Source organism: Pseudomonas sp. NFX5 (assembly GCF_049132125.1).
Lineage (GTDB): Bacteria > Pseudomonadota > Gammaproteobacteria > Pseudomonadales > Pseudomonadaceae > Aquipseudomonas > Aquipseudomonas marginalis.
The window spans coordinates 397388-418548 of record NZ_JAFMZG010000009.1 but is presented as its reverse complement, the minus strand read 5'-3'; the positions used below and the strand labels follow the sequence as shown (position 1 = coordinate 418548).

At 61.1% G+C, this 21161-nt stretch carries 20 protein-coding genes; 14 read left to right on the top strand and 6 right to left on the bottom strand.

All coding sequences use genetic code 11. The features are described 5' to 3' along the window. Positions 1–19 precede the first annotated feature (19 nt). The 7 genes from J1N02_RS05885 (at position 20) to J1N02_RS05855 (ending at position 5635) form a co-directional block, all read left to right on the top strand. Positions 20–1009: an alpha/beta fold hydrolase gene (locus J1N02_RS05885; RefSeq protein WP_027603683.1), complete on the top strand. Its 990-nt coding sequence runs from the start codon at positions 20–22 to the stop codon at positions 1007–1009. A gap of 188 nt (positions 1010–1197) precedes the next feature. After that, on the top strand, positions 1198–1689 hold the full coding sequence (gene rraA, locus J1N02_RS05880) for a ribonuclease E activity regulator RraA (protein WP_027603684.1): 492 nt from the start codon (positions 1198–1200) through the stop codon (positions 1687–1689). A 25-nt stretch (positions 1690–1714) separates the two neighbouring features. Then, the gene (locus tag J1N02_RS05875) at positions 1715–2710 is read left to right on the top strand and encodes a zinc transporter ZntB (protein WP_027603685.1); all 996 of its coding nucleotides are present in this window, start codon (positions 1715–1717) and stop codon (positions 2708–2710) included. Between the two features lie 86 nt (positions 2711–2796). After that, a complete protein-coding gene (locus tag J1N02_RS05870) occupies positions 2797–3042 on the top strand; it encodes a hypothetical protein (protein ID WP_015885347.1) in 246 nt (81 codons plus the stop codon). Between the two features lie 2 nt (positions 3043–3044). Next, entirely contained in the window at positions 3045–3869 is an 825-nt protein-coding gene (locus J1N02_RS05865; protein WP_003175519.1) for a mechanosensitive ion channel family protein, read from the top strand. Between the two features lie 87 nt (positions 3870–3956). Continuing rightward, positions 3957–4547, top strand: coding sequence for an RNA polymerase sigma factor SigX (sigX, locus tag J1N02_RS05860; protein ID WP_010208495.1), 591 nt, complete (start codon positions 3957–3959; stop codon positions 4545–4547). A gap of 107 nt (positions 4548–4654) precedes the next feature. Next, positions 4655–5635 (top strand): OmpA family protein, encoded by a 981-nt coding sequence (locus J1N02_RS05855; RefSeq protein ID WP_027603686.1) that lies wholly within the window; start codon positions 4655–4657, stop codon positions 5633–5635. 59 nt (positions 5636–5694) lie between these two features. Here J1N02_RS05855 and cobA read toward each other — a convergent pair whose 3' ends face one another. From cobA to J1N02_RS05830, 5 genes are all read right to left on the bottom strand, one after another. Next, on the bottom strand, positions 5695–6438 hold the full coding sequence (gene cobA / locus J1N02_RS05850; RefSeq protein WP_065924776.1) for a uroporphyrinogen-III C-methyltransferase: 744 nt from the start codon (positions 6436–6438) through the stop codon (positions 5695–5697). A gap of 26 nt (positions 6439–6464) precedes the next feature. Beyond that, on the bottom strand, positions 6465–8135 hold the full coding sequence (locus J1N02_RS05845; RefSeq protein WP_027603688.1) for a bifunctional protein-serine/threonine kinase/phosphatase: 1671 nt from the start codon (positions 8133–8135) through the stop codon (positions 6465–6467). Beyond that, positions 8135–9346: a nitrate/nitrite transporter gene (locus J1N02_RS05840; RefSeq protein WP_027603689.1), complete on the bottom strand. Its 1212-nt coding sequence runs from the start codon at positions 9344–9346 to the stop codon at positions 8135–8137. Before J1N02_RS05840 ends, J1N02_RS05845 begins: the two co-directional genes overlap by 1 nt. Before the next feature lie 229 nt (positions 9347–9575). Beyond that, on the bottom strand, positions 9576–10151 hold the full coding sequence (locus J1N02_RS05835) for an ANTAR domain-containing response regulator (protein WP_027603690.1): 576 nt from the start codon (positions 10149–10151) through the stop codon (positions 9576–9578). A 13-nt stretch (positions 10152–10164) separates the two neighbouring features. Further along, on the bottom strand, positions 10165–11391 hold the full coding sequence (locus J1N02_RS05830) for a CmpA/NrtA family ABC transporter substrate-binding protein (RefSeq protein WP_368961327.1): 1227 nt from the start codon (positions 11389–11391) through the stop codon (positions 10165–10167). A 306-nt stretch (positions 11392–11697) separates the two neighbouring features. Between J1N02_RS05830 and sctC the strand changes: the two genes are divergently transcribed. From sctC to J1N02_RS05805, 5 genes are all read left to right on the top strand, one after another. Next, a complete protein-coding gene (sctC, locus tag J1N02_RS05825; RefSeq protein WP_368961350.1) occupies positions 11698–13092 on the top strand; it encodes a type III secretion system outer membrane ring subunit SctC in 1395 nt (464 codons plus the stop codon). Positions 13093–13107: 15 nt separating this feature from the next. Then, on the top strand, positions 13108–13320 hold the full coding sequence (locus tag J1N02_RS05820) for a FliM/FliN family flagellar motor switch protein (RefSeq protein WP_027603693.1): 213 nt from the start codon (positions 13108–13110) through the stop codon (positions 13318–13320). Between the two features lie 166 nt (positions 13321–13486). Next, entirely contained in the window at positions 13487–13885 is a 399-nt protein-coding gene (locus J1N02_RS05815) for a winged helix-turn-helix domain-containing protein (RefSeq protein ID WP_027603695.1), read from the top strand. Beyond that, positions 13878–14339, top strand: a complete 462-nt coding sequence (locus tag J1N02_RS05810; RefSeq protein WP_027603696.1) for a transglycosylase SLT domain-containing protein — start codon at positions 13878–13880, stop codon at positions 14337–14339. The genes J1N02_RS05815 and J1N02_RS05810 overlap by 8 nt, the downstream gene beginning before the upstream one ends. A gap of 85 nt (positions 14340–14424) precedes the next feature. Beyond that, on the top strand, positions 14425–15444 hold the full coding sequence (locus J1N02_RS05805; protein ID WP_092486772.1) for a quinone-dependent dihydroorotate dehydrogenase: 1020 nt from the start codon (positions 14425–14427) through the stop codon (positions 15442–15444). A 158-nt stretch (positions 15445–15602) separates the two neighbouring features. Here the strand turns inward: J1N02_RS05805 and rmf are convergent, their stop codons facing one another. Further along, entirely contained in the window at positions 15603–15818 is a 216-nt protein-coding gene (gene rmf, locus J1N02_RS05800) for a ribosome modulation factor (RefSeq protein ID WP_002553055.1), read from the bottom strand. Between the two features lie 532 nt (positions 15819–16350). Between rmf and rlmKL the strand changes: the two genes are divergently transcribed. Continuing rightward, a complete protein-coding gene (rlmKL, locus tag J1N02_RS05795) occupies positions 16351–18615 on the top strand; it encodes a bifunctional 23S rRNA (guanine(2069)-N(7))-methyltransferase RlmK/23S rRNA (guanine(2445)-N(2))-methyltransferase RlmL (RefSeq protein WP_027603698.1) in 2265 nt (754 codons plus the stop codon). A 141-nt stretch (positions 18616–18756) separates the two neighbouring features. Further along, positions 18757–21156 (top strand): sensor domain-containing diguanylate cyclase, encoded by a 2400-nt coding sequence (locus J1N02_RS05790; RefSeq protein WP_421147219.1) that lies wholly within the window; start codon positions 18757–18759, stop codon positions 21154–21156. Positions 21157–21161 lie beyond the last annotated feature (5 nt).

The window sequence follows — 21161 nt, the reverse complement described above, 5'->3', positions numbered from 1 at the left end:
TTTTTTGTGCAAGAGCATTATGCAAAGCAGCAGCAACCTGTTTCCTGTCGCCCTGATCAGCGCTGAGCGTCGTGGCGACCTGAGTGAAGACGTGTATCGCCTCAAGCCCGGTAACAGCCCCGACGGTACCGTCGAGCTGGCGGTGACCCGTTTGGGCCTGGCCGATGTCCCGGAAAACCGGGGCATCCCGGTTATTTTGTTGCACGGCAGTTTTTCCAACCGGCGTTTCTGGTATTCGCCCAAGGGGATCGGCCTGGGCGCCTACCTGGCCCGCCAGGGGTTCGATGTGTGGATCCCGGAAATGCGCGGTCATGGGCTGTCCCGGCGCAACCAGGGCTACGCCCGCAACCGCGTCGCCGACTACGCGCGTTACGATCTGCCGGCCATTGGCGCCTTTGTGCGTGAGCAAAGTGCGCAGATTCCCCATTGGATGGGTCATTCTCTCGGCGCTACAACCCTGGCGGCGGCCCTGGGTGGGCAGCACCTGGGGGCGCCGGCAGTGGCCTCGGTGGCGCTGTTTGGCTGTCAGGTCAGTCGCAGCCACTGGCCCTTGAAACTTCCCCCGGTGGAGTGGACCGGCCGTCTGCTGTTGAAGCGTTTCGGCGCAGTGTCCGGCTCGCGGCTCAAGCGGGGCCCGGAGGACGAACCGGCGGGCGTGCTGATCGAAGCCATGCGCTGGAATGGCCTGTTCGGTCGCTTTGGCGAAGGTAAGCGCGATTGGTGGAAAGGCCTGGCGGACGTCGATGTGCCGCTGTTGGCCGTCAGCGCGGCGGGCGATCGGCAGGATCCGGACTGGGCGTGCCGTAAGCTGTTCGAGCAGATCGGCTCCGAGCACCGTCAGTACCTGTGCCTGGGGCGCCAGCAAGGGTTCAGCGGTGATTTCGGGCATGTGGAAATGCTCGTCAGCAAGGCCGCCCAGGCCGAGGTCTGGCCGCTGGTTGAGCAATGGTTGAACGACCCGCTGGCACCTTTATTGGCTGCCAAGCCCGAGGCATTGGTCGTAGTTTGAACCAGGGCTCTGCCAAGGGCGTTTCGCTCTTGTGTGGTTGCGGCTAATATATGACGCGTTAAACGCTTCTGGTCATATTCAGTCGCGCCGTGGTTATTGCGTTGCGATGAAGCGGATGGGATGTTGCGCACCGGCTCCTGCTGGCGCTTCTTTCGAAAGACACTTCTTTGACGGAAAGGAATTTTTCAATGAACCATTACGTGACCCCCGACCTGTGCGACGCCTACCCGGACCTGGTGCAGGTGGTCGAGCCGATGTTCAGCAACTTCGGCGGCCGAGATTCCTTCGGCGGCGAGATTGTCACCATCAAATGTTTCGAAGATAACTCCCTCGTCAAGGAGCAGGCCGACCAGCCGGGCGCCGGCAAGGTGCTGGTGGTCGACGGTGGTGGTTCCCTGCGCCGCGCGCTGCTGGGCGACATGATCGCCGAGAAAGCCGCGAAAAACGGTTGGGAAGGGTTGGTGATCTATGGCTGCATCCGTGATGTCGATGTGATCGCCCAGACCGACCTTGGGGTACAGGCGCTGGCCAGTCATCCGATGAAAACCGATAAGCGCGGCATCGGCGACCTGAACGTCGTGGTGACATTTGCGGGTGTGACGTTCCGCCCCGGTGAGTACATCTACGCCGACAACAATGGCGTGATCGTCTCGCCAAGCCCGCTGCAGATGCCTGAATAAACCGCAATAACCGACAGGGGTGAGGATGTTCGAGGAAGAAAACGCGCAGTGGGGGCTGGTGCATGCCCTGGTGCTGGACGGTAAAGGCGGTGCGCGTTCGATTGCCCGGACTGAGCTCGACGACTTGCAACTGCAGCCCCAGGAAAGCCTGTGGCTGCACTGGGATCGCAGCCATCCCCAGACCCAGACCTGGCTGCGCAAATCCAGTGGCTTGAGCGAATTCGCCTGTGACCTGCTGCTGGAGGAGAACACCCGCCCACGCCTGTTGCCGCTGCCGGATGCCGAGTTGCTGCTGTTCCTGCGCGGGGTCAACCTCAACCCGGGGGCCGAGCCGGAAGACATGGTCTCGGTACGTATCTTCGCTGCCGCCAGCCGTGTGATCTCCCTGCGTCTGCGCCCGTTGCGCGCCACCGATGAACTGCTGGTGCAGTTGGCGGATGGCAAGGGGCCGAAAACCGCTTCGGAGCTCATCCTTTATATGGCGCAGTACCTGACCAACAAGGTCCAGGATCTGGTCACGGATTTGTCGGAAATCGTCGATGCGGAGGAAGAAAAACTCGATACCGACGAACGGTATACACCTGAACATGGCAGTGTTTTGCAGATCCGTCGCCGAGCGGCCGGGCTAAAGCGTTTCCTGTCGCCGCAGCGGGATATTTTTGCCCAGCTCACGCGGATAAAATTGCCGTGGTTCTGTGACGACGATGCCGACTATTGGAACGAATTGAACAACAGCCTGACCCGCTACCTGGAAGAACTCGAATTGACCCGGGAGCGCGTGGGGCTTGTGCTTGAGGCCGAAGACCGACGCTTGAGCGTACGCATGAACCGCACCATGTACCGCTTCGGGATCATCACGGGAATCTTCCTGCCGATGAGTTTCCTGACCGGTTTGCTGGGTATAAATGTGGGGGGCATACCGTTCTCTGCCAGCCCCTACGGATTCGTGATTGCATGCCTGTTGATGGTCTCGGTGGCACTCGGACAATGGTGGCTGTTTCGACGATTGCGCTGGGTTTGAGCTGAATATGACCTGAACGTAGGAAGGGGCCTATGTGACCCCAGGAATTTTACCCTCGTCTTTTAAAACACTTGCGAGAGGTCTTTATGCACGATCCGTTCGAACAGTCTTTGCGTGACATGCTCAATGCCTCGCCGTCCAACCGTGACGACGATGCCTGCCTGGGCCGCGTATTGAAAACCGCTAACCGTCAGGTGGGCGCGGGTGACCTGTTCGGTCTGCTCGGCCGCTGGATGCCGGCGTTGATGATGGCCCTGAACAACGGTTCGGCCCACGTGTCGCCGGTTTCCCGTCGTAAACCTCTTGCTCGCACTGCTGATAAGGCTGATTGAATATGGAACTTGATCTCTGGACCCAGAGCCTGGTCACCGCGATGACCGCATTGTGGACCAAGGTGGCGAATTTCATCCCCAACCTGTTTGGTGCCCTGGTCCTGGTGTTGCTGGGCTTTGTCGTGGCCAAGCTGCTCGACACCCTGCTGTCCAAATTGCTCGCGAAACTGGGCCTTGACCGCCTGATGGCCGGCACTGGCCTGACCAAGCTGCTGGGCCGCGCCGGGTTGCAGGTGCCGATCTCCACGTTGATCGGCAAGATCGTCTATTGGTTTGTTTTGCTGATTTTTCTGGTTTCTGCGGCGCAATCCCTTGGACTTGAGCGAGTTTCAGCTACGCTCGACATGCTGGCGCTGTATTTACCGAAGGTTTTCGGCGGCGCGCTGGTGCTTCTCGTAGGCGTTTTGCTTGCTCAACTGGCCAATGGGCTGGTGCGCGGCGCCGCTGAAGGTGTGGGGTTGGATTATGCCGCTGGCCTGGGGCGCATCGCCCAGGGGTTGGTGATCATCATCAGTATTTCGGTCGCGATCAGCCAGTTGGAGGTCAAGACTGACCTGCTCAACCACGTGATCGTCATCGTTTTGATTACCGTTGGTCTGGCCGTTGCGCTGGCCATGGGCTTGGGAAGCCGGGAAATTGCCGGCCAGATTCTCGCGGGAATCTATGTGCGTGAGTTGTATCAGGTTGGGCAACAGGTGCGTGTGGGCGAGGTCGAAGGGCAAATCGAGGAGATCGGCACAGTCAAGACGACGGTGCTGACCGATGACGGCGACCTGGTGTCGCTGTCCAATCGGATTCTCCTCGAGCAGCAGGTCAGTAGCCGCTAACCCGGTAAACCCTGCTAATGTACGCCGCCGCAAGCCCGGCTGACCGGGCTGTAGCGGACATTGACCTGACTGTCGGCACGACTTGTTTTGAATAAAGCCCAAACGCTGTCCACGCGCTATGACCCCCGTGAGCTCTCTGATGAGGAGTTGGTCGCGCGCTCGCACACGGAGCTGTTTCACGTAACTCGCGCGTATGAAGAATTGATGCGCAGATATCAACGCACTCTGTTCAACGTTTGTTCAAGGTATTTAGGGAACGATAGAGATGCGGATGATGTCTGTCAGGAAGTGATGCTCAAGGTGCTGTACGGCCTGAAGAACTTCGAGGGCAAATCGAAGTTCAAGACGTGGCTGTACAGCATCACCTACAACGAGTGCATCACGCAGTATCGGAAGGAACGGCGAAAGCGTCGCTTGATGGACGCCTTGAGTCTGGACCCCCTTGAGGAGGCGTCTGAAGAAAAGGCGCCGGCACCCGAGGAAAAGGGCGGACTCGATCGCTGGCTGGTGTATGTGAACCCGATTGACCGGGAAATTCTGGTGCTACGATTTGTCGCAGAGCTGGAGTTCCAGGAAATCGCTGACATCATGCACATGGGTTTGAGTGCTACAAAAATGCGTTACAAGCGTGCTCTAGATAAATTACGTGAGAAATTTGCGGGCGAGACTGAAACTTAGTGCGTGGCAAATATCTCTTACGTGTAGGCAAGTTCTGTTAGACTTGTCGCCGAGTTGTCCCCCGGTTTGTGGGACTGCTTTACAATCACCAGATGGGGATTTAACGGATGAAACTGAAAAACACCTTGGGCTTGGCCATTGGTTCTCTTATTGCCGCTACTTCTTTCGGCGTTCTGGCACAAGGCCAAGGCGCAGTTGAAGGCGAGCTGTTCTACAAGAAGCAGTACAACGATAGCGTCAAGCACATCGAAGACGGCTTCAATCCTGGCGCTCGCATCGGTTACTTCCTGACCGACGACCTGTCCTTGAACCTGTCCTACGACAAGACCAACCACACCCGTTCGAACGACGGTACTGGTAACCAGAAGATCAAAGGCGATACCGGCAGCCTGGTTGCCCAGTATCACTTCGGTCAAGCTGGCGTAGACAGCCTGCGTCCATACGTAGAAGGCGGCTTCGGTCACCAGAGCCGTACCAACGTCCAGGCTGACGGCCACAGCGGTCGCGACCAGACTACCTTCGCTACCGTTGGTACCGGCGTGAAGTACTACTTCACCAACAACCTGTACGCTCGTGCCGGTGTTGAAGCTGACTACGGTCTGGACAACGGCAAGTGGGACTACTCCGCACTGGTTGGCCTGGGCGTGAACTTCGGCGGTAACGCTGGCGCAGCTGCTCCAGCTCCTACCCCTGCACCAGCTCCAGAGCCAACTCCAGAGCCAGAAGCTCCAGTTGCCCAGGTTGTTCGTGTTGAGCTGGACGTTAAGTTCGACTTCGACAAGGCCGTTGTTAAGCCTAACAGCTACGGCGACGTGAAAAACCTGGCCGACTTCATGGCTCAGTACCCAGCTACCAACGTAGAAGTTGCTGGTCACACTGACTCCGTAGGTCCAGACGCCTACAACCAGAAGCTGTCCCAGCGTCGTGCTGACGCTGTTAAGCAAGTCCTGGTTAAAGATGGCGTTCAGCCTAGCCGCATCACCGCGGTAGGTTACGGCGAATCCCGCCCAGTTGCTGACAACGCAACTGAAGCTGGTCGTGCTGTTAACCGTCGCGTAGAAGCGTCGGTTGAAGCTACCGCTCAGTAATTACTGAGATGTAGAAAAAACCCGGCTTCGGCCGGGTTTTTTTTCGCCTGGAATTTGCCTCAGGCGCTGACTGCGGCTGCGACATAAGCCGTCTGCTCGGCGGCCGCAACATGGCCGATCACCAGAATCGCCGGGCTCTTCAAGGCAAATGCCTGTGCGTCTTCATGCATCCGCGACAGCTCACTGCGGCATTCGCGCTGTTGGGGCAGTGAGGCGTTTTCGATCATCGCCACCGGCATATCTGCCGCCATCCCGCCTTCGAGCAATTGCTGGCGAATCTCCTCCAGCTTGGCCACTCCCATATACACCACCAATGTCGTCCCGCCCTCGGCCAACGCGCGCCAATTAAGGCTGCTGTCGTCCTGGGTATGGGCCGTGACCAGGGTCACACCGCGGCTGACGCCACGCAACGTCAGTGGAATCGCGCAATTCGTTGCCCCCGCCAGCCCGGCGGTGATCCCGTTGACCAACTCTACCTCGACGCCGCGTTCGCGCAGCCATACGGCTTCTTCGCCACCGCGGCCGAAAATGCACGGGTCACCCCCTTTCAGCCGCACTACGCACTTGCCTTGGCGGGCGTAACGCAGCATCAGGCGGTGGATAAAGTCCTGCGGGGTCGAGCGGCAGCCGCCGCGTTTGCCGACCGTGATCACCCGCGCTTCGGCGCAGTGCTCCAGCACTGCGGGGTTGACCAGGTCATCGATCAGTACCACATCGGCTTCGTGCAGGGCCCGTACAGCCTTGAGGGTCAACAGCTCCGGATCGCCAGGGCCCGCGCCCACCAGCCAGACTTTTGCGTTCATGGGTTTTTCCTCGTCTAGAGCTGACGTCAGTTGTGAAAGAGTGAATACAGAAGAATCAGATTGATCAGCATCGAGACCAGGCCCAAGGTGCGCCAGACCTTCAACGGCTCGCGCTCCAGCAGGGGCCTGGGGCGGATGCTCAGTTCATGGCGGTCCGCCTGTTCCAGCACCAGCAGCCATTCCTCGGCGGTTTCATAGCGATGCGCCGGCTGGGCAGCCACGGCGCGCTCCAGGCTCAGGGGGAGCCAATCGGGGAGATCCGGGCGATAGCGGCTGGCGCTGACAGCCTGGGCAAATCGAGGCCGTTGGAAGGCTTCGATTTCCCCGTAGGGGTAATGCCCGGTCAACAGGTAATACAAGGTGACGCCTACGCTGTACAAATCCTGCTGGGCTGTCGGACGGTCGCCATTGAACGCTTCGGGCGCGATAAAGCTCGGGGTGCCGGGCAGTACGTGGGCCCGGTCCTCGGAAAGACCCGGGCAGTAGGCCAGGCCGAAATCCAGCACGCGCAATTCACCGTCATCCCCCAGCAGCAGGTTTTCCGGCTTGATGTCGCGGTGCAGGATCTGCCGTCGGTGCAGCATGCCGACTGCGCGCAGCAAACGCTCGGCGACGGACTGCCATTGCGCCAGGGGCAATGGGCCCTGGTGCTGGAACAGCTCGGCCAGGGTCTGCCCCGGGTATTCCCGCATGACGTAGTACAAATGCTGGCGCCCGCTGGCGGCGTGCACCTCAGGAAAGGCACGCCCGGCTACCCGTCGCAAAAACCACTCTTCCGACAGTAATGCCTGGCCGGCGTCGCTGTCGTCGTCGCGGCTCAGTGGCAGGGTTTTCAGCAGCCAGGGCTGCTGTTGGGCATCGCGCACCCGGTACAGCAACGACTGCCTGCTTTGCGCCAGCACGCTGTCCACCTGCCAGCCTTCAAAGCGTTGCCCGGATTTCAGCAGCGGTGGCAAGGGCCATTGCTGCAATTGCACCAGGGCGTCACCGAGGGTGGCAGCGCCGAGTGTGTCGACGCGCACCAGCAAGGCGCTGGCATTGTCCTGGCTGCCCGCCAGGTGTGCGGCATTGACCAGCGTGGTGACCGCCAGGTCCAGGTCGGTTTGTTCGCGCAGGATCGCGCTGATGCTGTGATCGCCCAGGGTGGCCCAGACGCCGTCGCTGAGCAGCAGGAAGCACTCACCTTCACGCAATTGACCGTCGAGAAAATCCAGCACCAGGTGCTGATCCAGGCCGAGGGCACGCTTGAGCACGTGCTGCATGCCCGGTTGCTCCCACACATGGTCTTCGCTGATGCGCTGCAACTCACCGTCCAGCCAGCGATACGCCCGGCAATCACCGACATGGGCCAGGGTGAAACGCTGGCCGCGAAAGACCAGGGCACTGAGGGTGGTCAGCAACGGCTGGCCGCCGCCATTGGCCTGCAACCAGCGGTTTTGCGCCAGCAGCAAGCGCTCCAATGCCTGTGCCACACCCCAGGTTTGCGGCGTGGCGTAGTAATCCAGGGCCAGGGCTTGCAAAGTCGAGCGTGCGGCCAGGCCGCCGTCGGCGCACTGGCTCACACCGTCGGCCATGGCGCACAGGTAGCCTTTGCTCGCCGCCAGTTCCGCTGCGGGGGTGACGACCCGCAGCGCATCCTGGTTTTCCGCCCGTGGGCCGATGGCGCTGGCGTGGGCGACGCTCAGTTGCAGGCTCATCAGACGCGCGCAGCGGTCACTGCGGCCGAACCCCAGGTGGTTCTCCAGCGACGCTTGACGCCATGCAGGCCGAACCAGGCCAGTACGCCCAGGCTGGCGAACAGCCACAAGGCCAGTTGATAGCTGCCGGTGCTCTGCTTGATTGCGCCCATGCCCGCGGCCAGGGCGAAACCGCCGATGCCGCCGGCCATGCCGATCAAGCCGGTCATCACACCGATCTCACGCCGGAAACGCTGTGGCACCAACTGGAACACCGCGCCATTGCCCGCACCCAGGCCGAGCATGGTGCAGACGAAGAGCGCCAGTGCCGCGTAGGAGCTGGGCAGGTTGAAACCCACTGCCGCAATGCAGATCGCCGCGACACTGTACATGCCGAGCAGGGTGCGGATTCCGCCGAAACGGTCGGCCAGGGCGCCGCCCAGTGGGCGCATCAGGCTGCCACCGAACACGCAGGCGGCGGTGTAGTAGCCGGCAGTCATGGGGCTCAGGCCGTATTGGTCGTTGAAATAGCCGGGCAGGGCGCTGGCCAGGCCGATAAAACCGCCGAAGGTCACGCTGTAGAAAAACATGAACCACCAGCTGTCGCGGTCGCCCAGGGCCTTGAAGTAATCGGCCATGGACTTGGCTTTCGGCCGCTCGGGTGCATTGCGTGCCAGCCAGGCGAAGACGATCAGCGTCAGGATCAGCGGAATCAGCGCAAAGCCGAACACATTGCTCCAGCCAAACGCCGCCGCCAGCACAGGGGCCAGCAACGCCGCGAACACCGTGCCCGAGTTACCCGCACCGGCGATGCCCATGGCCTTGCCCTGGTGTTCGGCCGGGTACCATTGGGACGCCAGCGGCAGTGCCACCGCAAAGGACGCGCCGGCCATGCCGAGGAACAGTCCCAGCAACAAGGCTTGTTCGTAGCTGTGAATCCCCAGTTTCCAGGCGCTGAACAAGGCGACGATCACAATCACCTGGCCAATCAGCCCGGCGGTCTTGGGCGACAGCTTGTCCGCCAGCATGCCCATCAGGAAACGCAGCACCGCGCCGGCCAGGATCGGCGTCGCCACCATCAGGCCGCGTTGTTGGGTGGTCAGGTGCAGGTCGGCGGCAATCTGCACCGCCAGGGGGCCCAATAAATACCAGACCATGAAACTCAGGTCGAAATACAGGAACGCGGCAAACAGGGTCGGGGTGTGCCCGGATTTCCAGAAGCTTGATTTCATCACGCACCTCAACGGTTGGGAGTCTTGTAAGAAGGCCTGGTGATGGAGCTGCCGGCTGAGGCCGCCCCACCGGCCCCGTGCTACCGGGGCCAAAACAAAAAAACGCCGCCACCGGGTTCGCAAGGGCAAACCGGGTGTGCGACGTCTTTGTCGTGAAGGGGCAACCGCCGTTGGTTACCTGTGGTGATTACTTAGCAAGTCCTGCGCCAACATGCTGGCCGTAGTGTGCTCAGCCGAGCAGTTCACTCATGGCGATGATCTGCTCCGCCACCTGGATCAGTTTCTGCTGGCGGCTCATGGCCTGGCGGCGCATCAGGGTGTAGGCCTCTTCCTCATTGCAGGCCTTCATTTTCATCAGCATGCCCTTGGCCAACTCGATGCGCTTGCGCTCGGCCAACTGCTGGTCACGGGCCTGGAGCTGGGCGCGCAAGGCCTGGTCGCTCTCGAAGCGAGCCATGGCCACGTCGAGGATCGGTTGCAGGCGCTGCGCCTGAATGCCTTCGACGATGTAGGCGCTGACCCCCGACTTGATCGCCTGGCGCATCACGTCGGGGTCATGCTCGTCGGTAAACATCACGATGGGCCGGGGCTGGTCGCGGCTGACCAGCACCACTTGCTCCATCACATCGCGGCCCGGTGACTCGGTATCGATCAGGATGACGTCCGGGCGCACCGTTTCGACGCGCGCAGGCAGGTCGATGGTCAGGCCGGATTCATCGATCACTTCAAAACCAGCCTCGATCAGCGCTGTCCTCAGGCGGCCGACTTTGCGTGGCGTGTCGTTGATCAACAGGATTCGCAGCATGGACATCCTCCTGTCAGCGCAAGGCTTGGCGGCTGGTAGGGTTCGCCATGGCATGCAGGCGGAAGCTGCGCGCGTAGCCGGCGGGATCCGAGCCGTCCCAGATCTTGCCGTCGATCAGTTGACTGCTGCGCATGTCCTGGCCGTTGTCGCCGAGGCCCAGTGCCTCGGCGGCCTGACGATACAGCGCCAGCTGTTGCACTTGGCGCGCCACGCCCAGGTAGTCAGGGTCTTCGCGCAGCAGGCCCCAGCGTCGAAACTGGGTCATGAACCACATGCCATCGCAGAGGTAGGGCAGGTTGACCTCGCCATCGGCAAAAAAACGCAGGGCGTGGGGGTCCTGCCATTGGTTGCCCAGGCCGTCGTCATAGGCGCCCAGCAAGCGCGGCTCGATGCAGTCGAGCGGGGCATCGAGGTACTCGCGGCCACTGAGCAGTTGTGCGGTGGAGCGACGGTTTTCGGTGTTTTGCTCGATAAAGCGGCTGGCCTCCAGGATCGCCATCACCAGCACGCGGGCGGTGTTGGGGTACTGGTCGACAAATGCCTGGGTGCAGCCGAGCACCTTTTCCGGATGGTTCGGCCAGATCGCCTGGCTGGTCGCCAGGGTAAAGCCCTGGTTTTGCTTGACGGCACTGGCGCACCAGGGCTCGCCGACGCAAAAGCCATCGATACGCCCGGCCTGCAGGTGCGCGAGCATTTGCGGGGGTGGTACCACGACGCTGTCCACATCCTGTAGCGGATGAATGCCTTGGCTCGCCAGCCAGTAGTACAACCACATGGCGTGAGTGCCTGTGGGAAAGGTCTGGGCGAAAGTCAGTTTTGTTCGGCTTTGGTGCACATGACGGTCCAGCGCCTCAGGAGTGACCACGCCCTGCTGTTGCAGGCTGCGGGACAGGTTGATGCTTTGGCCGTTCTGGTTCAGCCCCATCAAGACTGCCATGTCGGTAGGTGCGACGCCGCCGATGCCCAGGTGCACGGCATAGACCAGCCCGTACAGGCTGTGGGCGGCGTCCAGCTCGCCGCTGACCAGTTTGTCCCGCAGGTTGGCCCATGAAGATTGGCGCTTGAGGTTGAGGGTCAAGCCATAAGGCTGTGCGAAACCCTGGGTCGCCGCCACCACCAGGGATGCGCAATCGCTCAAGGCCATGAAGCCCAGGTCAAGGCTGCTCTTTTCCGGGGCATCACTGCCGTTGACCCAGGCCAGCGGGTCGTTCGTCGGGCTGTTGCCAACCGAATCGTTCATCAACACCTACCTTTTCTTTCACAAAAAAGCGTCGTTCCCTCAGATGGCGATGCAAGGCCATTGCGGGTAACGACGCCTTTGTCCGTAAGCCCGCTCCGCCGTTGGTGCGCGCCTTGATACAGAGTCCGTAGCAAGGCACATGCCACGGGCCGATGGGCGCCGCCAGCCGTCAACTTTTCATCAAGATTGAAACTCGGCTGCCTCTCAGTATGGCCGCTTCTTACTGCCAGGCCGCCCAGGAAATCCCAGGTGTACGCTCACTTTTCCGTAACCACTCCCTGTCTCTGGCTGCTGCTTGCCGCGCTGATGCTGGGAAGTGCCGGTGCCCGGGGCGAAATCTACCAGGCGCAGGACGAGAGCCTGCATACCGTCTTTACCGCCTTGTCCGTGCCCATGGGCCTGCCCATCGTCGTGAGCGGTGAAGTGGCGCGCATACGCATCAGCGAGGTCATTGACCTCGCTATGCCGCTGCACGCCCTGGAGACGCTTGCGTTGCAGTACGGCTTGATCTGGTACAGCGATGGCCAGGCGCTCTATCTCTACAACGCCAGCGAGGCAAAACGTTCGGCAGTGGTGCTGAGGCATATATCTGTCGAGCGGTTTCGTGGCCTCATGCGCCGTTGGGGGCTTGATGAGACGCGCTACCCCCTGCGCGTGAGCGGGGCACGCACATTCGATGTGTCCGGCCCACCTCATTATGTCGACCACGTTTTGCGCCTGGCCCAATTGATGGATCGCGAGCGTGCTGAGTTACAAGTAGGTAAGCAGGCGTTTGCTGTCGTTCAGGTACTCAACACCCACGTGGCAGACCGCGGCTATGCCATGGGTGACGAAAAGGTCACGGTGCCGGGAATCGCGTCGACGATCGAAACCCTGTTGGGTTCCGAACAGAAGGGACCGCTGGCCGACAAGAACCTGGTGGTGATCGCATACCCGGATACCAATAGCCTGCTGATCAAGGGTAAACCTGCGCAGTTGGGGTTCATCGAGCGCCTGGTGGCGGAGTTGGACACGCCCAAGCGTTCTATCGAAGTCTCGCTCTGGATGGTGGATGTGGACCGTAACGAGCTGAAAAAGCTGGGTTTTGACTGGGACAAGGATGGGAAGGCCCAGGCCACGCGCATTCTGGAGCCGATGGACGATAACCGCGTGATGGCGCAAATCGCCACGCTGGAGCGCCGGCGGCGAGCAAGGGTGATGACGTTGCCGGTGATTCTCACCCAGGAGAATGTGCCGGCCGTGTTCCAGGATAACCACACCTTCTACCTGCCTGCTCCCGGAGCCGACCATGCTGATTGGAAGCCCGTGCAATACGGCTCCCAGGTCAGCGTACTGCCGCGTTTTGCCGAAGCGAACCAGATCGAGATGCTGCTCCATGTCGAGGATGGTCGACAATTGAGCCAGGCGGGGCGGCGCGGCAAACCGACCGCGGTCGGACGGGTGAGTGCCAGCAGTGTGGTGAGGGTCGCGCAGGGCAAGCGCCTGTGGCTGGGAGCGTTCAGCCGTGAGGCGCATGAGCCGGGACGCAGCACCGCTCCAGCCGGCCCGGCCAAGGTTCGCCTGTTTGTGATTCAGGCCCGGGCCGCGGGTAGCGAGTTGAAGGCGTTGGCCACAGGCGTGGGCGCACCACCGTTGAGTGCGGCGCAATACGAGCGCGTGCAACGTGCGTTTGTACGCCCGGGTCGCGATAGCTCTCCGTGAATAAGGTGTTGACCCATGCATTTGGAAATTCTTCTACAGGAACAACTGATCAGCCGCAGGCGCCTGGCAGCTTTTGCTGCTGGAAAGGTGCTGCCATTGTCGCCGGGCATCATCCACTGCGTGGAAGTTCGGGTTAATGGCCGGTTGCTCGCATTGGGCGAGTTGGTGCAACTGGAGGATCGGTTGGGTGTTGAGTTGCACGAGGTCTATAAATGGGGGAGCGCCTGACGTATGTGGGTGAAGTGTCTTACAGGGTGTTGCTAAAAAGCGTCGGCTGTATGGGTTTTTTCCTAGCGTGGGCTGCAAGGTGGTTTTTTATAGTCGTGATGTGGGCACAAGAGCCAGTACTGGAAAATAAGGACTTCAATGTCAGTAGTCGGATGTCGAGGTAGATATGGCCGTCGTGAATGATGAGTTGACGACGACGTCCCTGCTCTTTTCCCAGTGGACGCTGCATGGCGATGGTCGCCTGACCGGCGACGGCAGCGACGTCCAGTTGCCACCCAAGGAGCTGCATGTTTTGCGGCTGTTGTTGGTCTCTGGCGGTGCACTGATGACCAAGGATCGTTTGCTGGAGTTGGCCTGGCCCCAGGGGGAGGTCGCCGAGGAGTCGCTGACCCGTTGCATTTATTCGCTGCGCAAGCATCTTGGCGCTGACAAAGGCTTTATCAAGACCATTTATGGTCGCGGGTATCGCTTTACATGCCCGGTGAAGGCTGCGCGGCAGGGGCCCGGGCCTATGGATACCGTGCCGCATGTGTGTTCGGCCTGTGGCCAAGTCAGTCATGGCTGAGTTCTGGCGCCGGCTGCTGTGGCTTGGCCTGGTGACGAGCGGCAATCAGGCACTGGCCTATTGCTGGGAGGAAACCGCCCATCGCTACGATATCGAGCCGGAGTTGCTACAGGCTATCGCCGCCGTGGAGTCGGATTTTCGCCCGGATGCGATGAACTACGCCAACGGTAACGGCACACGGGATATCGGCCTGATGCAGATCAACAGTATCCATTTGCCTCGCCTGCTCAAGCTGGGTATCACCGAGGAAAGGCTGTTGAGTGAGCCCTGCCTGTCGGTGGAAGTCGGGGCGTCCATACTGGCCGAGTTTATCCAGCGTTTTGGCTACAACTGGACGGCGGTGGGGTCCTACAATGTCGGGCCCGGCTCCGGCCCTGAGCGCGACGCGTTGCGCATGCGCTATGCAGAAAAAATCTGGGCACGTTATGAGGCCCTGGTACAGCAACGCTACTGACGTTTGGGCGGCGCGCCTCGCATGCACCCCGCCACCCCGCTATAATCGCCGCCACCTTTCGCCGCCATCCGAGTCTAGCCCGCCCATGTATACCCTGGCCCGCCAGCTGTTGTTCAAACTCTCCCCGGAAACCTCCCACGATCTGTCCCTGGACCTGATCGGCGCCGGTGGCCGCCTGGGGCTCAATGGCCTGGTATGCAAGGCACCGGCGAAAATGCCGGTGTCGGTGATGGGGCTCGACTTCCCCAACCCGGTCGGACTGGCCGCCGGCCTGGACAAGAACGGTGCGGCCATCGATGGCTTCGCGCAGTTGGGTTTCGGTTTTGTGGAGATCGGCACCGTGACGCCGCGACCGCAACCGGGCAACCCCAAGCCGCGTATCTTCCGCCTGCCGGAAGCCGAGGCGATCATCAATCGCATGGGGTTCAACAACCTGGGCGTCGATCATCTGCTGTCGCGCGTCGAGGCCGCAAAGTACAAGGGCATTCTCGGTATCAATATCGGCAAGAACTTCGACACGCCGGTCGAGCGCGCAGTGGATGACTACCTGATCTGCCTGGACAAGGTCTACGCCCACGCCAGCTATGTCACCGTCAACGTCAGCTCGCCCAACACCCCGGGCTTGCGCAGCCTGCAGTTCGGCGATTCGCTCAAGCAACTGCTCGAAGCCCTGCGCCAACGCCAGGAAGACCTGGCCGTGCGCCATGGCAAGCGCGTGCCGCTGGCAATCAAGATCGCCCCGGACATGAGTGACGAAGAAACCGTGCTGGTGGCCCAGGCCCTGGTGGATGCGGGCATGGATGCGGTCATCGCGACCAACACCACCCTCAGCCGTGTCGGCGTCGAAGGGTTGGCCCATGGCGATGAAGCGGGTGGTCTATCGGGTGCGCCAGTGCGTGACAAGAGCACCCATATCGTCAAGGTGCTGGCTGCTGAGTTGGCCGGGCGTTTGCCGATCATCGCGGTGGGCGGCATTACCGAAGGCAAGCATGCCGCCGAGAAGATCGCTGCGGGCGCCAGCCTGGTGCAGTTGTACTCGGGTTTTATTTATAAAGGCCCGGCGCTGATCCGCCAGTCAGTGGATGCGATTGCGGCCTTGCGCTGATAGTAGATGCACGCTGGGCGGGGAATGGTCATTAAAAACACCGCCAATAAAAAGGGCTCCTTAAGAGGAGCCCCTGGGCCGAAGCCCGCCGCCTGGATAGGGCGTGCGTGGTTAAGTCGCTACATATTCGAGGTGGTGTCGGAATTAAATGCCCTTGATTAGCCGACGGCGTGAAGTTCGTTGAGTCTGTGGATTCCCGCAGTGCCAGTCATACCGTCCCAGTTGTCGCCGCGTCCTTCTCGCCAGCCGTTGATCCAGGCTTGGCGTACCGACGGTAGAGTAAATGGGCAAAGCTCACGGGATTTGCCATGAACGCCATATTGATATCCGCGTAAAAATGCTCTTTCCAACGGATCACGCTTAAGTCTTCTCATAGGGTGTTTCCCTCACTTGTTGACTGTCTTGATATCCTTCGGCCTCGTCTGAGGCCGGGCAGAGTTTTTCTGCCGTTGGTGGGCTCGCTGCCGGCGTGGCGAGCCTATGTGTCGGCGTCGTTGCGGCGCCAACCTGTGTTGAGTTCTAACCAATAGGTCACATGGATTCAATGATCGTTTTGTCATAAGCACGTAACGATAACGATGCTATAGCCATAAGCTGGGATGGCTTTTCGCCCCATTTGTCGGGCAAAGCCAGCTATGATGCACCCTGCAAAGAGGACGGGTTTAATCCTTTAGTGAGAATGCCCGCTGGTTGCAGTCGGTTATTATTCGACGAAGGGTCGGAATATTTCTTTTTGTTGCGTCAAATTCTCTCTCTGCCCCGTCAATAAAGGCTCCAAGGCCCGTCAGACGGGGTGGAACGGCACATTCGTGCCACGCGAGCACTCTTCAAGAAAAGTGCTTGATTGAAAACCGAGCCGGCGATGCGTCGCCCGTTCACTTATTGCTGAAAAGCCTGGAATGCCCCATGTCGGACCGTTTTGAACTCTTCCTCACCTGCCCCAAGGGCCTCGAAGGCCTGCTGATCGAGGAAGCCGTCGGGCTTGGCCTTGAGGACGCCCGCGAGCACACCTCGGCCGTGCGCGGCATGGCCGACATGGAAACCGCCTATCGTCTATGCCTCTGGTCGCGCCTGGCCAACCGTGTGTTGCTGGTGCTCAAGCGCTTCCCGATGAAGGACGCCGAAGACCTCTACCACGGTGTGCTGGATATTGAATGGGCCGATCACATGGTCTCCGACGGTACCCTGGCGGTGGAATTCAGCGGTCACGGCTCAGGCATCGACAACACCCACTTCGGCGCGCTGAAGGTCAAGGATGCGATCGTCGACAAGCTGCGTACCCCGACCGGCGAACGCCCGTCCATCGACAAGATCAACCCCGACCTGCGCATCCACCTGCGCCTGGATCGTGGCGAAGCCATCCTGTCCCTCGACCTGTCCGGCCACAGCCTGCACCAGCGCGGCTACCGCCTGCAGCAGGGCGCCGCGCCGTTGAAGGAAAACCTGGCGGCGGCGATCCTGATTCGTGCCGGCTGGCCGCGCATTGCTGCCGAAGGCGGCGCGCTGACTGACCCGATGTGCGGCGTGGGCACCTTCCTGGTGGAAGGCGCGATGATTGCCGCCGACATGGCACCTAACCTGAATCGCGAATTGTGGGGCTTCACCACCTGGCTCGGCCACGTCCCGGCGCTGTGGAAAAAACTCCACGCCGAAGCCACTGAACGCGCGGCCATTGGCATGAACAAGCCGCCGTTGTGGGTGCGGGGCTACGAAGCCGACCCGCGCCTGATCCAGCCCGCCCGCAACAACATCGAGCGCGCCGGCCTGAGCCACTGGATCAAGGTGTACCAGGGCGAAGTCGGCACCTTCGAGCCGCGCCCGGACCAGAACCAGAAAGGCCTGGTGATCTGCAACCCGCCCTACGGCGAGCGCCTGGGTGACGAAGCCAGCCTGTTGTACCTCTACCAGAACCTCGGCGAGCGCCTGCGCCAGGCCTGCATGGGCTGGGAAGCGGCGGTGTTCACCGGCGCGCCGGACCTGGGCAAGCGCATGGGGATCCGCAGCCACAAGCAGTATTCGTTCTGGAACGGCGCATTGCCGTGCAAGTTGCTGCTGATCAAGGTCAACCCGGATCAGTTCGTCACCGGCGAGCGCCGTACCCCGGAACAGCGCCAGGCCGAACGTGAGCAGGCCGTTTACGACCAGGCTCCGGTCGAGCCGCAGGAGCGCCAGTACAACAAGAACGGCAACCCGATCAAGCCCGCCCCGGCCCCCGTGGTCGAGCAGGCGCGCCTGAGCGAAGGCGGGCAGATGTTCGCCAACCGCCTGCAAAAGAACCTCAAGCTGCTGGGCAAGTGGGCCAAGCGTGAAGGGGTGGATTGCTACCGCGTCTACGACGCCGATATGCCTGAATACTCCATGGCCATCGACCTGTACCACGACTGGGTCCACGTCCAGGAATACGCTGCGCCAAAATCCATCGACCCGGAAAAAGCCTCGGCCCGCATGTTCGACGCCCTGGCGGCCATTCCCCAGGCGCTGAACATCGACAAGAGCCGCGTGGTGGTCAAGCGCCGCGAGCGCCAGAGCGGTACCAAGCAATACGAGCGCCAGAGTGCCCAGGGCAAGTTCACCGAGGTCAGCGAAGGCGGCGTGAAGCTGCTGGTCAACCTCACCGACTACCTGGACACCGGTCTGTTCCTCGACCACCGTCCGATGCGCATGCGTATCCAAAAGGAAGCGGCCGGCAAGCGTTTCCTCAACCTGTATTGCTACACCGCCACCGCCAGTGTGCACGCAGCCAAGGGTGGCGCGCGTAGCACCACCAGTGTCGACCTGTCCAAGACCTATCTGGACTGGGCACGTCGCAACTTCTCGCTCAACGGTTTTTCCGACAAGAACCGCCTGGAGCAGGGCGATGTGATGGCCTGGCTGGAGGCCAGCCGCGATGAGTTCGACATGATCTTCATCGACCCGCCGACCTTCTCCAACTCCAAGCGCATGGAAGGCATCTTCGACGTCCAGCGCGACCACGTGCAGTTGCTCGACCTGGCCATGGCGCGCCTGGCACCGGGTGGCGTGCTGTACTTCTCGAACAACTTCCGCAAGTTCCAGCTGGAGGACAATCTCAGCGAACGCTATGCGGTCGAGGAAATCAGCGACAAGACCCTCGATCCGGATTTTGCGCGTAATGCGAAGATCCACCGGGCGTGGAAAATCACTGCTCGCTGATCGCCGCCACGAAAAAGCCGCAAGCCTGGACTATTCCGGGCTTGCGGCTTTTTTACGCTGGTCAAACCCTGGGCCGATGGCTATAACTTAAGGCCTAGCCAAAGTGACACCCCCCGCACGCTGGCGTTGTGAGTGTTGCCTATGCCGTTGCAAGCCGTTCGCCCGAAAATCCTAGGCTTTATCAGTGAACAGGCGTCGGCTTGGCTGGTGGCATTGGTGGTGTTATTGGCAGGTTTTGCGCTGACGGCCATCGTCGCCTGGGCGGCCTCCGACCTCTATCAGCAACAGGTTCGCCAGCGCTTTCAGTTGCTGGTCAACGAGCGTTACACCCGCTTGCAGGAACGCTTCGAGGATCAGGAACAACGCCTGAACAGCCTGCGGCGGTTTTTCGTCAACTCTGATGAGGTATCCCGCGAAGAGTTCGATGGGTTTGCCCAGCCGTTGTTGTTGCGCGCCCGGGCCTACTCCTGGGCGCCGCGGGTGCTTCGCGAGCAGCGCAGTCAATTTGAACAAGAGGTGACCCGCCAGCGGGGCGCACCGTTTGTGATCCGAGAATTGAATTCGGCCGGTGAGTTGGCCCCGGCGCCCGAACGTGATGAATACGTGCCGGTGCTCTACAGCCAGACCCAAAGCCTGCTGGGCACACCGTTGGGTTTTGATCTGCTGGCCCAGCCCCTGCGGCGCTCGGCCCTTGAGCGGGCGCAAAAGAGCGGCAAGCTGGCGGTGTCCCAACCCATGCAGTTGGTGGGGGTCGAGCCTGCTTATGCCACTGGTGTATTACTGGTCGCGCCGGTGAGTCACCTGCCCACGTCCGAGCCGTCCCCAAATGAGCCATACGGTTACGTGATGGCGGTGATCAGCATGCGCCAGCTGGTCGCCGACGGCTTGCCCAAAGCGGAGCGGGACAACCTGGTGATGCAGATCGTCGACACCTCCGACCTGCAAAAGCGCGTGCTCTTCGAGTCCGGCAATACCGTGGCCAACAGCGACCTCGCTGGCGCGCGTCGCCTGACCCTGGGCGATCATGTGTACGCCCTGAGCCTGCGCCCGAGCAAGGTGTTCGAGCAGGCCAACTATTCCTCGCTGTCCACGATCCTGACCATGGGTAGCCTACTCAGCCTGCTGCTCAGCGCCTTGCTCTATGTGCTGGTGAGCCAGCGCCAGCGTGCGTTGAAACTGGTGGAGCAACGCACTGTGCAGTTGCGCTTGCGTGAGCAGGAACTACGGGGTGCCCATGGCCAGTTGCGCAGCGTACTGAATGCCGCTACCCAAGTAGCGATCATTGCCACTGACTTGCGCGGTGTGATCAACACCTTCAACGCCGGTGCCGAGCAGATGCTGGGGTACGAGGCCGAGCAGGTGGTGGGCAAGCTGACCCTGGAAAGCCTGCACTTGGCGTTGGAGCTGGAGGCACGTTCCGCGAGCCTGAGCGTGACCTTGGGCAAGCGTATCCCGGCGAGCCAGGCGATGCTGGTGGAAAGCCCCGACAACCTGCACGAAGCCCGGGAGTGGACCTTGGTCCGCCAGGATGGCAGTCAGCTGATTGTGAATATGTTGGCCACCGTCTTGCTGGATGACCATGGTCTGTGGATCGGTCACCTCGCGATTTACCTGGACGTCACCGAGCAGAAACGCGCCTACGAGGCCCTGGCGGCGCGGGACCGCCTGCTCAAGAAACTCAGTGCCCACGTACCCGGGGGGATCTTCCAATTCACCCTGGAACCCCAGGATAACTGGCGCTTTATCTACGCCAGCGACGGCATGCGCGATATCTATGAAATCGAGGTCAGCGCGTTGCAGCGGGATGCGACGAAGGTCTTCGATCGAATCCACCCGCTGGACGCGGAGCGGGTGCGGGCCTCGATTCGCCTGTCGGCATTGCAGTTGAGCCACTGGCGCGAAGAGTACCGGGTGCAGTTGCCGCAACGGGGGTTGCGCTGGATTCGCGGCGAGGCCACCCCGGAAGAGTTACCGGGGGGCGGTACGCTGTGGCATGGCTATGTGTCGGACATTTCCGACTTGAAGCGGGTTGAAGAGGAGCTGCGCGCGCTGTCCATCACAGATTCCCTGACCGGGATTCACAACCGTCGCTATTTCCAGGACCGCCTCAGGGCCGAGATGGCGAGGCTCAACCGGACCAGTGGGGCGCTGTCGGTGATCATGCTCGATATCGATCATTTCAAGCGTATCAACGACCAGCACGGGCATGCGGTTGGCGACGGGGTGTTGCAGGAGTTGTGCAGGCGCATCAGTCAGCGTCTGCGCCGCACCGACGTGTTCTGCCGCCTGGGGGGCGAGGAATTCATGGTGCTGTGCCCCAATACCGATGGCGAGCAGGCTTATGGCCTGGCCATGGAGTTGTGGCAATCCCTGCGTAACCTGCCGATGGAGCCTGTGGGCATCGTCACCGCCAGCTTTGGTGTGGCCAGCTGGCGGGTGGATGAAGGCATTGATGGCCTGTTGTTGCGTGCCGACTCGGCGGTGTACGTGGCCAAGCAGGCGGGCAGGGACCGGGTGGAGGCCGAGAGGGCGCGGGCCTGACGCTC